The 13,139-nt window shown below is 67.7% G+C and carries 12 protein-coding genes; 6 read left to right on the top strand and 6 right to left on the bottom strand.

The features are described 5' to 3' along the window. Nucleotides 1-134: 134 nt before the first annotated feature. Nucleotides 135-3,293, top strand: coding sequence for an adenosylcobalamin-dependent ribonucleoside-diphosphate reductase (locus C463_RS03625; protein ID WP_008441159.1), 3,159 nt, complete (start codon nucleotides 135-137; stop codon nucleotides 3,291-3,293). Between the two features lie 238 nt (nucleotides 3,294-3,531). Here the strand turns inward: C463_RS03625 and glnA are convergent, their stop codons facing one another. After that, nucleotides 3,532-4,905 (bottom strand): type I glutamate--ammonia ligase, encoded by a 1,374-nt coding sequence (gene glnA / locus C463_RS03620; RefSeq protein WP_008441158.1) that lies wholly within the window; start codon nucleotides 4,903-4,905, stop codon nucleotides 3,532-3,534. Between the two features lie 126 nt (nucleotides 4,906-5,031). Between glnA and lrp the strand changes: the two genes are divergently transcribed. Further along, nucleotides 5,032-5,490 carry an HTH-type transcriptional regulator Lrp gene (gene lrp / locus C463_RS03615; protein WP_008441157.1) on the top strand — a complete coding sequence of 153 codons (459 nt, stop codon included), beginning with the start codon at nucleotides 5,032-5,034 and terminating at the stop codon, nucleotides 5,488-5,490. A 31-nt stretch (nucleotides 5,491-5,521) separates the two neighbouring features. Here the strand turns inward: lrp and C463_RS03610 are convergent, their stop codons facing one another. Together C463_RS03610 and gap are read right to left on the bottom strand one after the other, a co-directional pair. Continuing rightward, complete coding sequence (locus C463_RS03610; RefSeq protein WP_008441156.1) at nucleotides 5,522-6,751, bottom strand: phosphoglycerate kinase; 1,230 nt, start codon at nucleotides 6,749-6,751, stop codon at nucleotides 5,522-5,524. 99 nt (nucleotides 6,752-6,850) lie between these two features. Further along, a complete protein-coding gene (gap, locus tag C463_RS03605; protein ID WP_008441155.1) occupies nucleotides 6,851-7,903 on the bottom strand; it encodes a type I glyceraldehyde-3-phosphate dehydrogenase in 1,053 nt (350 codons plus the stop codon). Nucleotides 7,904-8,121: 218 nt separating this feature from the next. On the opposite strand from gap, the gene C463_RS03600 reads away from it, so the two are divergent. Continuing rightward, complete coding sequence (locus C463_RS03600) at nucleotides 8,122-8,502, top strand: Hsp20/alpha crystallin family protein (protein WP_049905489.1); 381 nt, start codon at nucleotides 8,122-8,124, stop codon at nucleotides 8,500-8,502. Nucleotides 8,503-8,527: 25 nt separating this feature from the next. Here C463_RS03600 and C463_RS03595 read toward each other — a convergent pair whose 3' ends face one another. Continuing rightward, nucleotides 8,528-9,439, bottom strand: a complete 912-nt coding sequence (locus tag C463_RS03595; protein WP_008441153.1) for an ATP-grasp domain-containing protein — start codon at nucleotides 9,437-9,439, stop codon at nucleotides 8,528-8,530. A 572-nt stretch (nucleotides 9,440-10,011) separates the two neighbouring features. After that, nucleotides 10,012-10,302 carry a translation initiation factor eIF-1A gene (gene eif1A, locus C463_RS03590; RefSeq protein ID WP_004597376.1) on the bottom strand — a complete coding sequence of 97 codons (291 nt, stop codon included), beginning with the start codon at nucleotides 10,300-10,302 and terminating at the stop codon, nucleotides 10,012-10,014. A gap of 151 nt (nucleotides 10,303-10,453) precedes the next feature. Here eif1A and C463_RS03585 point away from each other — a divergent pair, with 151 nt between their 5' ends. Continuing rightward, nucleotides 10,454-10,633, top strand: coding sequence for a DUF7470 family protein (locus C463_RS03585; RefSeq protein ID WP_008441152.1), 180 nt, complete (start codon nucleotides 10,454-10,456; stop codon nucleotides 10,631-10,633). A gap of 61 nt (nucleotides 10,634-10,694) precedes the next feature. Then, nucleotides 10,695-10,940 (top strand): hypothetical protein, encoded by a 246-nt coding sequence (locus tag C463_RS03580; RefSeq protein ID WP_008441151.1) that lies wholly within the window; start codon nucleotides 10,695-10,697, stop codon nucleotides 10,938-10,940. Nucleotides 10,941-10,958: 18 nt separating this feature from the next. Here C463_RS03580 and C463_RS03575 read toward each other — a convergent pair whose 3' ends face one another. Next, nucleotides 10,959-12,725 carry a cryptochrome/photolyase family protein gene (locus tag C463_RS03575; protein ID WP_049905487.1) on the bottom strand — a complete coding sequence of 589 codons (1,767 nt, stop codon included), beginning with the start codon at nucleotides 12,723-12,725 and terminating at the stop codon, nucleotides 10,959-10,961. A gap of 115 nt (nucleotides 12,726-12,840) precedes the next feature. Between C463_RS03575 and C463_RS03570 the strand changes: the two genes are divergently transcribed. Continuing rightward, nucleotides 12,841-13,038, top strand: coding sequence for a hypothetical protein (locus C463_RS03570; RefSeq protein WP_008441149.1), 198 nt, complete (start codon nucleotides 12,841-12,843; stop codon nucleotides 13,036-13,038). Nucleotides 13,039-13,139: the final 101 nt, after the last annotated feature.

Genomic DNA, 13,139 nt, shown 5'->3' with positions numbered 1-13,139 from the left:
GACGTTACATACCGAATCGGATATGTAGATGCCGGGCGGGTCCGAACATCCGAACCTACAAGAGCCCGCCTCGCCAGTACACCAACACTACAAATGACCCAGATTTCACGCCAAGCCAGCGGGGTGGCCGCCGAATGAGCAGCGACGGCGTCTCCGCCGACGGAGTCGAACTGCCGATCAAACGAACCACGGGCGACACCATGGAGGAGCGGCTCACGGGCAACGCCTACCAGAACATCCTGCCCGCGCGCTACCTCCGGAAGAACGCGGACGGCGAACCGATCGAAGACCAGGAGGAGCTGTTCGGCCGCGTCGCGCGCAACGTCGCGCTCGCGGAGGCCGTCTTCGAGGCCGAGAAGCAGGGCGTCGAGGTCACCGTCACGCCCGACCAGCTGAAGCCCGACCACCCGCGGCGCGACGAGCTCGCCGAGGAGGTGTTCGGCGCGGGCACGACCGCGGCGGACGACGCGGAGACGACGCTCACCGCCCACAACGTCAACAAGTTCGCGTACGAGACGGTCGTCCCCGAGCTGCCCGACGAGGTGCGCGGCCACGTCGAGGCGACCGCGGAGCGGTTCCGAAACGGGATGGAGTCGCTCTCCTTCATGCCGAACTCCCCGACGCTGATGAACGCGGGCGACGAGCTCCAGCAGCTCTCCGCCTGCTTCGTCGACTCGCCGGGCGACGACATCACCGATATCCACCAGACCGCCAAGGAGGCGGCCGAGGTGTTCCAGTCCGGCGGCGGCATGGGGTACGCGTTCTGGAAGCTCCGACCGTACGGCGACGCGGTCGGCTCCACCGGCGGCATCGCCTCGGGGCCGATCACGTTCATGCGGACGTTCGACCAGATGTGCGAGACGATCGCGCAGGGCGGCGCGCGCCGCGGCGCCCAGATGGGCGTCATGCGCATCTCGCACCCGGACGTCATCCAGTTCATCCACGCGAAGAACAAGGACGTCTCCCTCGCGCACTCGCTCCGCCTGAACGACCCCGACGACTTCACGCACAACTCCTTCGCGGACGCGCTGGAGGAGGCCCGCGAACTCATCGACGAGGACGGGAAGGTCCCCGAACACCTCCGGAACGCGGTCGAGGGACACCTCTCGAACTTCAACATCAGCGTCGGCGTCACGGACGACTTCATGGAGGCGCTGGCGAACGACGAGGAGTTCACCTTCACCAACCCGCGCACCGAGGAGCCCCACGTCGCCACCCCGGAGACGAAGGAGCTGTACGACATGTTCGGCCTCGGCGAGCACGTCGAGGTCGGCGAGGTACTCTCGGTCCCAGCGGCGGAAATCTGGGACCACATGATCCAGGGCGCCCACGAGAACGGCGAGCCGGGCGTCATCTACCTCGAACGCGTGAACAAGGAACATTCCTTTGATATCGAGGAAAATCCAAGTCATAGAATACTCGCAACAAATCCCTGCGGTGAACAGCCGTTGGAGGAGTACGAGGCCTGTAACCTCGGTCATATCAATCTCTCGACGCTCGCGGACCACGACGCACCGGACTGGCGCGTGTGGTCAGACGAGCACGCCGACGAGTACGGCTCCGAGGCGGCCGCCGTCGAGGCGTTCCTCGACCAGGCGATCGACTACGAGGCGTTCGAGGAGCGGATCGCGTACGGCACCCGCTTCCTCGAGAACGTCGTCACGATGTCCGACTTCCCGGTGCCGGAGATCGAGGAGAAGGTCCGCGACATGCGGAAGATCGGGCTCGGCATCATGGGACTCGCGCAGCTGTACGTCCAGCTCGGCGTCCGCTACGGCTCCGAGTCGGGCAACGAGATCGCCCGGCAGCTGATGACCCACATCAACCACGAGTCGAAGCTCGCCTCCCACGAGCTCGCCGAGGAGCGCGGGACGTTCAGCGACTGGGAAGACTCGAAGTACGCGGACCCGACCGAGTACCGCGACTGGTTCGAGCATTACACCGGCCTGGATGCCGACGAGTGGGAAGACGGCTTCCCGATCCGCAACCACAACACGACGACGATCGCCCCCACGGGCACGACGTCGATGATCGGCAACACGACCGGCGGCTGTGAGCCGATCTACAACGTCGCTTACTACAAGAACGTCTCCGACGACGTCCAGGGCGACGAGATGCTCGTCGAGTTCGACGACTACTTCCTGCGCACGCTGGAGGCCAACGACGTCGACGTCGAGGCCGTCAAGCGGGAGGCCCAAGAGCAGATGGCCGCGAACGAGTTCGACGGCGTTGAGGGACTCGACACCGTGCCGGACGCGATCGGCGAGCTGTTCGTCGTCACCGGCGACCTCTCGGCGAAGGACCACGCCGGCGTCCAGGTCGCCTGTCAGAAGGGCGTCGACTCCGCCATCTCGAAGACGGTGAACGCACCGAACGACTCCACGCTCGGCGACGCGAAGGAGGTATTCGAGTACATCTACGAGAACGGCGGGAAGGGCGTCACCTACTACCGCGACGGCACCCGCTCGAAGCAGGTGCTCACGACCCGCGCGCAGAACACGGAGTTCGCCGACGAGAGCGAGGCCGCGGAGACCATCGTCGAGCAGATCAACGAGGTCTTCGGCGGCGTCGAGGCGTTCCTCGATAACGAGGACGTTCGGGCCGCGATCGACGCGGAGGTCTCGGACCTGCTCGAAGCGACGGAGCAGCCCCGGATCGACTACAGCGAGCGCAGCCCGCGTCCTGACTCCCTGAACGGCGTCACGCAGCGGGTCGAGACCGGCTACGGCAAGCTGTACGTCACCATCAACGAGGACGACCAGGGCCTCCCGTTCGAGCTGTTCGCGAACATCGGCCACTCCGGCGGCTACACGAACTCCTTCACCGAGGCGCTCGCGAAGGTCATCTCGACGGCGCTGCGCTCCGGCGTCGACCCCGAGGAGATCGTCGACGAGCTTCAGGGCACCCGGAGCCCGAAGGTCGCCTGGGACAAAGGCGAGCAGATCCAGTCGATCCCGGACGCCATCGGCACCGCGCTGCGGCGCTACCTCGACGACGACGTCGACAAGGGGATCCCCCAACAGCAGAGCCTCGACGACGTCGAGGAGTCGGCGTCGGGCGCGAGCCGCCCGAGCCAGACCGACGGCGGCACGGTCGACGCCGGCGGGGCGACCGACGCCCCGAGCCCGGGCGGGTCCGAGCCGACGGCGGCGGACGACGCCGCCGCCGACGACTCGACGCAGGAGCTCATCGCGGCGGGCGAGTCGCCCGAGTGCCCCGAGTGCGGCGGCATGAACCTCTACTACTCCGAGGGCTGCAAGACGTGCGAGTCGTGCGGCTGGTCTGAGTGTTAGGACGGGCCGACATCGGCACCGAACCCTCGGCGGCGCGGTTTTTTAGCCGGACGGACGCGGAAATGAGAAGCGGCGGATCTGTCGTCTGCGAGGTCGTCGACGAATCGCTGAGCGGCGGCGAGATCGGTGATAAATAACCGAGCGGCGGCGCAGTCGCCTGTTTCTCGGTGAGCGACGACGCGAAGTCAAACGCGAAGACGAGGAGCCGAAAGCGGGCCGACAGCGGCCGCGGCCTCGTTCAGAAGGTCTCCAAGTAGCGGTCCTCCTCCCACTGCGACACTTGGGTGAGGTACTCGCTGAACTCCTGGGACTTCGCCTCGGCGAACTTCTCGGAGGTGTGGGGGCCGAGCGCCTCCTGAAGCACCTCGTCCGTTTCGAGCTCCTCGACAGCGGCGCCAAGGTTCGGCGGCAGCGTCTCGATGCCGTACTCCTCGCGCTTCGCGTCGTCGAACTCGTAGATGTCCTCGCGGACCGGGTCGCCGGGGTCGGCGCCGGTCTTGATCCCGTCGAGGCCGGCGGCGATGAGCGAGGCCATGCCGAGGTAGGGGTTACAGGACGGGTCGGGGCTGCGGACCTCGAACCGCGCCGAGACGCCCGCGGCGTCCGGCACGCGGACGAGCGCCGAGCGGTTCGTGTCGGACCACGCGACGTAGATGGGTGCCTCGTAGCCGGGCACCAGGCGCTTGTAGGAGTTCACGGTCGGGTTCGTCACGGCCGTGAACGCGGGGGCGTGGTTCAGAATACCGCCCATGAACTCGTAGGCCGTCTCGCTCAGGTTGAACTCGTCCGAGTCGTCGGCGAAGGCGTTGTTGCCGTCCTCGTCGAACAGCGAGATGTGGCTGTGCATGCCCGAGCCGTTGATGTCCGCGATGGGCTTGGGCATGAACGTGGCGTGGAGGTCGTGCTGCTCGGCGACGGCGCGGACGACGGCACGGAACGTCGCGATGTTGTCCGCAGTCGAGAGGGCGTCGTCGTACTTGAAGTTGATCTCGTGTTGCCCCTCGGCGACCTCGTGGTGGGAGGCCTCGATCTCGAAGCCCATCTTCTCCAGCGTGAAGATGATCTCCTTGCGCACGTCGGACGCGAGGTCCTTCGGGGCCAGATCGAAGTAGCCGCCGTTGTCGTGCGGGATCGTCGTCGCGTTGCCGTCCTCGTCTTTCTCGAACAGGAAGAACTCCGGCTCGGGACCGATGGAGACGGAGTAGCCCATCTCCTCGGCCTCTTCGAGAACGCTTTTCAGGACCTGGCGCGGCCCGCCGGCGAACGGCTCGCCGTCGGTGTCGACGATGTCACAGATGAGCCGCGCGGCCCCGCTGTCGCCGCTCCCGTCGCTGCGCCACGGGAGCACCGCGAACGTGTCAGGGTCGGGGACGAGCCGCATGTCCGACTCCTGGATGCGCACGAACCCCTCGATAGAGGAGCCGTCGAAGTAGATCCCTTCGGTGAACGCCTTCTCCGCTTGGTGGGCGGGGACGGAGACGTTCTTCACGACGCCGAGGATGTCGGTGAACTGGAGCCGCAGGAAATCGACGTTCTGCTCTTCGATCTCGTCGAGTACCGCCTGTTCCTCGGCCGTGAGGCCGCCGTCCGGTTTCGCGTGTTCGTCCGTCATGTTCTGGACGTTTGATTCGTTATCTGCCAGTATAAAGGCCTTATCGCTTGGCGCATGAACCGCCGGACAGGCAAAACTGCTGGACGTTCGTAAAATTCTAAACCCCCGAAAGCGTGGTTAGGTGTGATGACGTACGAAAACCTCGACGCGAAGCTCATCAACTCGCTGCTCAGCAACGGCCGCGCGAGTCTCCGGAGCCTGGGCGACGAGCTCGACGTGTCGGTGACGACCGTTTCGAACCACCTCCGCGACCTCGAAGAGGAGGGCGTGATCCGGGGGTACACCCCCGTCGTCGACTACGACAAGCTCGGCTACGACGTGACGGCCGTGCTCCAGCTCAAGGTCGAGGGGAGCGCCCTGCCCGACGTCACCGAGAAGCTGCGCCAAGAGAAACAGATGGTGAGCGTCTACGAGGTCACCGGCGATTACGACGTGATCGCCATCGGAAAGTTCACCGATACCGACGGGATGAACGACCAGATCAAGTCGATCCTCACGGACGCGGACATCCGCGAGTCGAACACGAGCGTCGTCCTCAACGCGGTCACGGAGAACGAGCAGTTCGACCTCGACGTCAAGGAATAGTTCGGTCGGCCGCCGCGTCGATCCGCCCCGCTCAGTTCTCCGCTCGCTCCGCCGCCGCCTTCAGGACCTCCACCGCCGGGAGCGGCTCGCCCGTCAGCGCGCGGATGTACGCCCCGCCCGCGATGGAGACGTGCGAGAAGTCGGCCTCGCGCAGGCCGTACATCTCGATGGCCCGCGAGGTGTCGCCGCCGCCGACGACGGAGAAGCAGTCCGTCTCCGCGATGGCTTCGAGGACGCCGACGGTGCCGTCCGCGAACCGCTCGTCCTCGAAGACGCCGAGCGCGCCCTTCACGAAGACGGCGTCGGACTCGCGGATAGCGGGTTCGTAGTCGGCGACCGTCGCGGAGCCCACGTCGAGGTACCCCGTCGTCTTCTCGTCGATGTCCTCGACCGCGACCTCGGCGCGGTCGCCGTCCGGCCCCTCGTACGCGAGGTCGCTCGCGAGGCGGATCGCGTCGCCGCGCTCGTCGAGGACCGACTCGATCAGCTCGCGGTTCTCCGCCCACTGCTCGTCGAACAGGTCCAGTCCCGCCACGTCGCGGCCGACCGGGTGGCCCGCGGCGCGCAGGAACAGCTCGCCGGCGACGCCGCCGAGGAGGAAGCGGTCGACGCGGTCGTCGAGGGCGTCCATCACGCCGATCACGTCGGTCGCCTTCGTCCCGCCGACGACCATCGTGACGGGGCCGTCGAACTCGCGGGTCGCGATGGCGGTGTTCGCCTCGTACTCCGTCTCCATCACGCGGCCCGCGTACGCGGGGAGGACCAGCGGGAAGCCGACCAGCGAGGCGTGCTTCCGGTGGGCCGCCGAGTAGGCGTCGTTGACGTACGCGTCGAAGCGCGGCGCCAAGGTCGCGACGAACGCCGTCTCGGCCTTCTCCTCGGGCGACGCCTCGGGGAGTTCGTCCTCACACATCCGGGTGTTCTCCAAGAGGAGGACCTCGCCCGCGCCGAGCGCGTCGATCGCTGCCAGCGCCTCGTCGCCGTACGTGTCGGCGACGAACGCCACGTCGCGGTCGACGTGGTCGGCGAGGATGTCCGCGTGGCCCGCGAGCGACGTGAAGTCGTCGCGGCCGGGTCGGCCCTGATGGGCCATGAGCACGACGCGGTGGCCCGCGTCGGCCAGTTCGCGGACGGTCTCCGCGTGGCGCCCGAAGCGGCGGTTGTCCTGCGGGTCTCCGTCCTCGATCGGCGAGTTGAGGTCCAGTCGAACGAGGACGCGCGAGTCGGCCGGGAGGTCGTCGATGGTGTCGAACGCGGGCATAGGTGAGTGGTCGTCGATGAGATATTTAAGAAGTGGTTCTCCGGGGGAACGTTGCCGCCGGGGTGTCGGGGCGATCGCTCGCCAGCCGTGATCGGGCCTTCAGTCCTCGTCGTGGACGTACGCGGCCATGTCGAGCATCCGGTTCGAGAAACCGTACTCGTTGTCGTACCAAGTGAGGATCTTCAGGAGTTTCCCGCCGGCGATGACGTTCGTCGACTGGAGGTCGACGTAGCTGGAGAAGGGGAGGCCAACGATGTCCGAGGAGACGACCTCGTCGTCGGTGTAGCCGAGGACGCCGGCGAGCGGGCCGGAGTCGGCCGCGTCGCGGAAGGCGGCGTTGACTTCCTCCTCGGTGACGTTCTCGTCGAGGCTGACGACGAACTCCGTGAGCGAGCCGGTCGGGACCGGGACGCGCATCGCCATGCCGTCGATCTTGCCCTCAAGCTCCGGGAGGACCTTCTGGGCGGCGCCCGCGGCGCCGGTCGAGGTGGGGACGATGTTCTCGGCGGCCGCGCGGCCGCGGCGGCGCTTGCTCATCGGGCCGTCGATGAGGCTCTGGGAACCGGTGTAGGCGTGGACGGTGGTGAGGGTGCCGGCGTCGATGCCGAACTCCGCGTCGAGCACCTTCGCGACCGGAGTGATGGAGTTCGTGGTACAGGAGGCGTTCGAGACCACGTCGTCGCCCTCGTACTCGTCGTGGTTGACGCCGTAGACGAGCTGCTTGACCGGCTTGTCGCCCTTCGGGGGCGCCGAGATGATCACGGTGTCGGCGCCGCCGTCGAGGTGCGCGCTGGCGTCGTCGCGGGTGCGGAAGATGCCCGTACACTCCAGGGCGACGTCGACGTCGAGCTCGTCCCACGGGAGGTCGGCGGGGTCCTGAACGTTGAACAGGGGGACCGAGGTGCCGCCGACCGTCAGCTCGTCGCCGTCGCGCTCGACGCCGTCGAGCCGGCCCATGACGGTGTCGTACTTCGCGAGGTAGCCCATGTCGTCGAAGTCCATCACGTCGTTGATCCCGGCGAGCTCGATCCGGGGGTTCTCCAGCACCGCGCGGAACACGTTGCGCCCGATGCGACCGAAGCCGTTGAGTCCCACCCGCACGACCTCGTCGTCGCTCACGTCGTCGCCGGCTGACAGGTACGATTTACTCATGTTCGAAAAAGCCGAGCCGCAACTACTTAAATCCGGCTCAGTCCGCCGGAGATAGTCATAATCGTTCGAATTTATTACGGTCGGTGTCGACGGTCGCGGTCGGTCTCGACCGATCGGCGTCGCTCGATCCCGCTCGTCGCCCCCTCGGCGCGGGGCGGATAGCGGCCGAAACGGCGACCGACAGAAGGCTTATCGGGGTCAGCGACTTCACGGGAGATATGGACAGAGACGACCGCGACGATCCGTTCGGAGACTTCTTCGAGGAGATCGAGCGGATGATGAACGAGATGGCCAGCGGCGACGCCCCGTCGGCCGACGACGCAGGGTTCGGCGCCGACACCCACGTCGACGCGTACACCACCGAGGAGTCGGTGCGTCTCGTCGCCGACCTGCCCGCAGTCTCGAAGGACGACCTCTCGCTCCGCTGTGACGGCGACGCGCTCACCATCTCCGCGGTCTCCGACCGGCGCGAGTACGACGAGACGGTCGAACTCCCCGCGCCCGTCGACGAACACTCCGCGGACGCGACGTTCAACAACGGCGTCCTCGAGGTCTCGTTCGACCGCGACGACGACAGCGCGTCGATCGACCTCGTCTGAGTTCTCGCCGCGTCTCCGACGCTCCCTATTCTGCTCCCGCCGTCCGCCGGATCAGCGCCGCGAACCGGTCGTAGAAGTCGTCCGCGTACTTCGTCGCGGCGTCGACGGTCGGCCGCGCGTTCGTCTCGTTGACCACGAGCCGACCGTCTGTCTCCAACAGGTCGACGCCGAGGTAGTCGATCCCGAGCGCCGCGGCCGCTCGTTCCGCGAGGTCCCGCGCCTCGGGGTCGAGGTCGACGCCGCGCGCCGTCGCACCGCGGTGGACGTTGTGCTTCCACCGGCCGGCCGCGAGCGCGTCGGCGTCGAGTTCGCGTTCCACCGCCCCCGCGTGCGCGCCGTCGACGACCATCGCGCGGTAGTCGCGCGCGTCCGGGAGGAACTCCTGGATCAGGAACGACTTGTCGCCGGTGGCCCGGTAGTCGTGGATCAGGTTCAGGTAGTCGACCACGCCGAGGAGGGAGTCGAGGTCGGTCGCGGTCGCGACGCCCACGCCGCGGGTCGCGGAGTTCGGCTTCACCACGACGGGGTACGAGAACGCCTCGGCGGCGTCGACGACGACGGACTCGTCGACGGGGTTCGACACGAGCGTCGTCTTCGGCGTCGGGAGCCCGGCCGCCGACAGCCTCGCCAACACGCCCGCCTTGTTGCGCGAGGCGACGACCGCGTCGCGGCCGTTCACCCACGGAACGCCGAGGCGCTCGTCGACGACCGCCCCCTCCATCAGGCGGGTCGGGTAGACGAGACCGACGTCGAACCCGTCGAACTCGTCGGCGTCGGCCGGCGCCGCCTCGCCGCCCTCACCGCCGACTTCCCCGCCAGCCACCCGGAGCGACCGCTCTTTCGCTCGGACGTGACCCACCTCGATGCCGCGGTCCGCGAGCGGCCCGCGCACGCGCTCGAACGTCTCCGCGTCGGTGGTCATCGCGAGCCGGAGCATAGCATCGCTGGGGACCGTTCGAACTTAAAAACGGGGAGAGCGACGCGACGGCAGCGATACGTTCTGATAGCCTGTGGCGCGCGCCTCCGAGCGCCCGACAGGGCGCGAGGAGCGCGTACGAGGGAGTCGCTGGCGGCGATAGTGCCTAGTAGAAGTTATGAAGGTAGAGTTTGATGTGTAGCTATGTCTGGGGATCGCCGTAAAGAGATCGTCCGTCACCTCAGCGANTTTGAGAAGCTTACAGCTCAGATTAGTTTCGCAGCCTCTTGGATCGATGATCACCTCGGTGACTATCTTCAAAAGTTACGCTAGGTACTATAGCCGCCAGCGACGAGGCTGGGGAGGGTGAGGTGCGGTGCTGTGGGGGTGGACTCAAAGGGGCGGCCGCGAGGCGGGCGCAGGTGAGGCAAGGACCGCAGGGAGGGAGCGGTAGCGACCGACTGAGGACCGCAGCGAGCGTGCGCCCGCCTCGCGGCTGGGGCTTTGGAGGGAGTCACCGCTGAGTCATTGACCGCGTATCGCCGAGCGGCTGGGGCTTTGGAGGCGTTCGCCGTCGATCCGCGCAAAATGACTTATTGCAGGTGGCCTTCCTCGCGGAGCTGTTCCGCCTCGCTCTTCTCGTAGCGCCACGAGATGTCGGCCTTCTCGTCCTGCCAGTCCCACGGCTCGACGAGGACGATGTCGTCTTCGCGGATCCACACGCGCTTTTGCATCCGGCCGGGGATCCGCGCGGTTCGCTGTTTCCCGTCCGCACAGCGCACTTTGACGCGGTTCGCGCCGAGCATCTCGACGACCTCCGCGAACACCTCGTCGTCGTCGGGCATTCGGAGGTCGTTCCGACCGCCGCCGTCTCCGTTGCTCATGCGTACGCGGTGGTACGCGCTCGTGAAGATAAAAGGGCCGCTCTCCGCCGGGGTGACGCCGACGGGTTCTCGGTCGCCGACGGGTTCTCGGTCGCCGTCGCGTTCGCGCGGATCAGTCCGATTTAACAGCGTTCGACGGAGACCCGACGACATGCGAAGCAAACTCGGCCTCGAAGGTATCGTCGGACTCCTCCTTGTCGTCGCCGCGGTCGGTATCATCACCTACCGCGACCCCGTCATCGCCGGCGCGATGATGGTGCTCCTCGCGGGGCTGGCGCTGATCGCGAAGGGGCTCGCGGACACCGTCATGCGGTCGTTCGGCCTGAAGTGAGGGACGCGGCGTTCACCGTTCTCCCGAAAGAGTCATAATCTCCGACCGTCCCACCTCGGATATGGTCGAAGTACCCGCCGTCGCTGTCGAACTCGTCGAACTCCTCGCCGTCACCGTCGGCGCCGGCGCCGCCGCCGCGGTCGGCGTCCTGCTCGAACAGTTCGGTCTCTCCGCCGTCTCGGGCGGCGACCTCGTCCTCGGCGCCTGGGCCGTCGGTATGGGACTGCTCGCGCTGTACGTCGGGCTCGTCGGCCTCGGCTACGAGCAGGCGCTCCCGCGGCTGCGGCGGCTCGCGAGCGGCGAATAGGACCGCAGCTCCCGACGCCTACAGCTCCCCGCTGCGAGCCAGCTCGCGCACCCTGTCCGCGCGCTCCCGGATCGACTCCCACTCCGCGTCGTCTTTGCCGTCGACGTGCGAGTACATCAGTCCCATTCGCCCCGTGCCGCGGAGCGTCTCCTCGTTCTCCTTCAGGAAGTCCCAGTAGAGCGCGTTGAACGGGCAGGCGCCCTCGCCCGTCGTCCGCGAGACGGCGTACCGGCAGTCGGCGCAGTGGTCGCTCATCTTGTTGACGTAGTTCCCCGAGGAGGCGTACGGCTTCGAGGAGAGCACGTCGGTCCCGAACGAGCCCATCGCGACGACGTTCGGCGTCGTCACCCAGTGGTAGGCGTCGACGAAGCCGAGGTGGAACCACTCGTTCAGCTCCGCCGGGTCGGCGCCGTACACGAGCGCGAAGTTCGACAGCACCATCAGCCGCTCGATGTGGTGCGCGTAGCCGAACTCCCGGACGTGCCCCACGGCCTCGGAGAGACACCGCATGTCGGTCTCGCCGTCCCAGTAGGCAGGGGGAAGCTCTCGGTCCTGATCCAGTTGGTTCGCCTCGGCCAACTCCGGCATCGCCTCCCGATACACGTGGCGCATGAACTCCCGCCAGCCGATCACCTGCCTGATGAACCCCTCGACGGCGTTGAGCGGGACTGGGGCGGGTTCGTCGCCCTCGGCCGCGTCGCCATCGTCGCCCTCGGCCGCGTCGCCATCATCTCCCTCGGCCGCGTCGCCGTCGCCCTCCGCCTCGTCGCTCCCGAAGTCGTCGAGCGACGTCGCTCCAGCGTCGCTCCCGCCGCGCTCGGTGGGGTCGTACGCGCCCGGCTCGATCCCGCGCTTCTCGTAGGCGCGTTCGACCGCCCGGACCGGCTCGCGGGGGTCGAGCAGCCCGAGGTTTATCGCCGGCGAGAGCAGCGAGTGCGAGAGGAACGGCTCGCCGCCGGCCATCGCGTCCTGATACCGGCCGAACGCGGGGAGCCCGTCGCGGACGAACCGGTCGAGCGCCTCGCGGGCCTCGCCCCGAGTGACCGGCCACGCGAACCCGTCCAGCGAGTCGTTCCCCCACGTATCGAACCGCTCGCGGACCCACGCGTGGGTCTCGCGGGTCAGTTCGTCCGGCTCGAACGTCGGCCGCGCGGGCGGCTCCCAGTCGTCCGGCGGCGTCTCCTGATTCAGGTCGTCGTAGTTCCACTCGCCGCCGACGGGCTCGCCGTCGTCCATCAGCACGCCCGTCTCGCGGCGGACGTGCCGGTACCAGTGCTCCTGTCGGTAGGTCCGCTCGGCCGCCCCGTCGTCGCCGAGGAGCGGCTCGTCGTCGCCGACCGTTTCGCCCTCGCCGCTCCACTCGCTCCAGTCCGCCGGCGTCGTCCAGAACAGCTCGTTGTCGACGAGTTCGAGCGTGCCGCCGCGATCGGCGACCAGCTCCCGGAGCCGCTCGCCGGCGCCGTGGCTCGCGGGGCGCATGAGCCGGAGGCGCGGCTCGGCGTCGTCGCCGTCGTCGGCCCCGGTCGCGCGCTCCGCGAAGAACTCGTCGAGCCCCTCGCCGAACGAGGCCGCCCGCACGTACGTCACGTCGTGGCCGCGCTCGCGGAGGTCGTCGCGGAAGTGCCGCATCGCCGAGAACACGAGCGTCAGCTTGTGGGCGTGGTACGGCTTCCGGTCCGCGAACCCGTGGGCTTCGATCAGCAGCACGTCGTCGGCCGCGTCGAGGACGTCGAGGTCGGTGTTGAGCTGGTCGCCGAGCAGCCAGCAGGTCGTCCGGTCGCTCACGACGATCAGCAGGGGAGCCAGCGGCATAGCTCCGGCGCCGCGCGTCCGGGCCGGATCCGCGACCCGCCGTCGCGCCATCCGCGGCTTTTTGTCGGCCCGCCGTGTCGGGCGGGGCATGGACGACATCCTTACGAACTGGCTGCTCGGGCTGATCGCCGCCCTCATCGCCGTCTTGGTACTCGACTCGACCGGAGAGTCGTTCCTCGCGCCGCTCTCCCCGGTCGCGAACGTGCTCGCGCTCGTGACGTTCCTCGCGTTCGTCCTCCTCACCGGCGCGTTCCTCGTGTACACCGCGTCGTTCCGGGACCTCTAGTCCGACCGCCACCGTCGATTCGAGACCGACAGCCGACGAGCATCGCCGCCGCGCGTAGCTTTTTGTCTCGCCTCGAACTGGGACTGTCTCTTATACACATC

Source organism: Halorubrum californiense DSM 19288, assembly GCF_000336875.1.
GTDB lineage: Archaea > Halobacteriota > Halobacteria > Halobacteriales > Haloferacaceae > Halorubrum > Halorubrum californiense.
The sequence above is the reverse complement of the archived record's forward strand: the minus strand, read 5'-3'. Positions and strand labels throughout refer to the sequence as shown.

Excerpts from the sequence above, each read along its gene's own strand:
- C463_RS03625 (WP_008441159.1), top strand. The coding sequence starts at position 135 with ATGAGCAGCGACGGCGTCTCCGCCGACGGAGTCGAACTGCCGATCAAA.
- glnA (WP_008441158.1), bottom strand. The coding sequence starts at position 4,905 with ATGACGGACGAACACGCGAAACCGGACGGCGGCCTCACGGCCGAGGAA.
- lrp (WP_008441157.1), top strand. The coding sequence starts at position 5,032 with ATGACGTACGAAAACCTCGACGCGAAGCTCATCAACTCGCTGCTCAGC.
- C463_RS03610 (WP_008441156.1), bottom strand. The coding sequence starts at position 6,751 with ATGCCCGCGTTCGACACCATCGACGACCTCCCGGCCGACTCGCGCGTC.
- gap (WP_008441155.1), bottom strand. The coding sequence starts at position 7,903 with ATGAGTAAATCGTACCTGTCAGCCGGCGACGACGTGAGCGACGACGAG.
- C463_RS03600 (WP_049905489.1), top strand. The coding sequence starts at position 8,122 with ATGGACAGAGACGACCGCGACGATCCGTTCGGAGACTTCTTCGAGGAG.
- C463_RS03595 (WP_008441153.1), bottom strand. The coding sequence starts at position 9,439 with ATGCTCCGGCTCGCGATGACCACCGACGCGGAGACGTTCGAGCGCGTG.
- eif1A (WP_004597376.1), bottom strand. The coding sequence starts at position 10,302 with ATGAGCAACGGAGACGGCGGCGGTCGGAACGACCTCCGAATGCCCGAC.
- C463_RS03585 (WP_008441152.1), top strand. The coding sequence starts at position 10,454 with ATGCGAAGCAAACTCGGCCTCGAAGGTATCGTCGGACTCCTCCTTGTC.
- C463_RS03580 (WP_008441151.1), top strand. The coding sequence starts at position 10,695 with ATGGTCGAAGTACCCGCCGTCGCTGTCGAACTCGTCGAACTCCTCGCC.
- C463_RS03570 (WP_008441149.1), top strand. The coding sequence starts at position 12,841 with ATGGACGACATCCTTACGAACTGGCTGCTCGGGCTGATCGCCGCCCTC.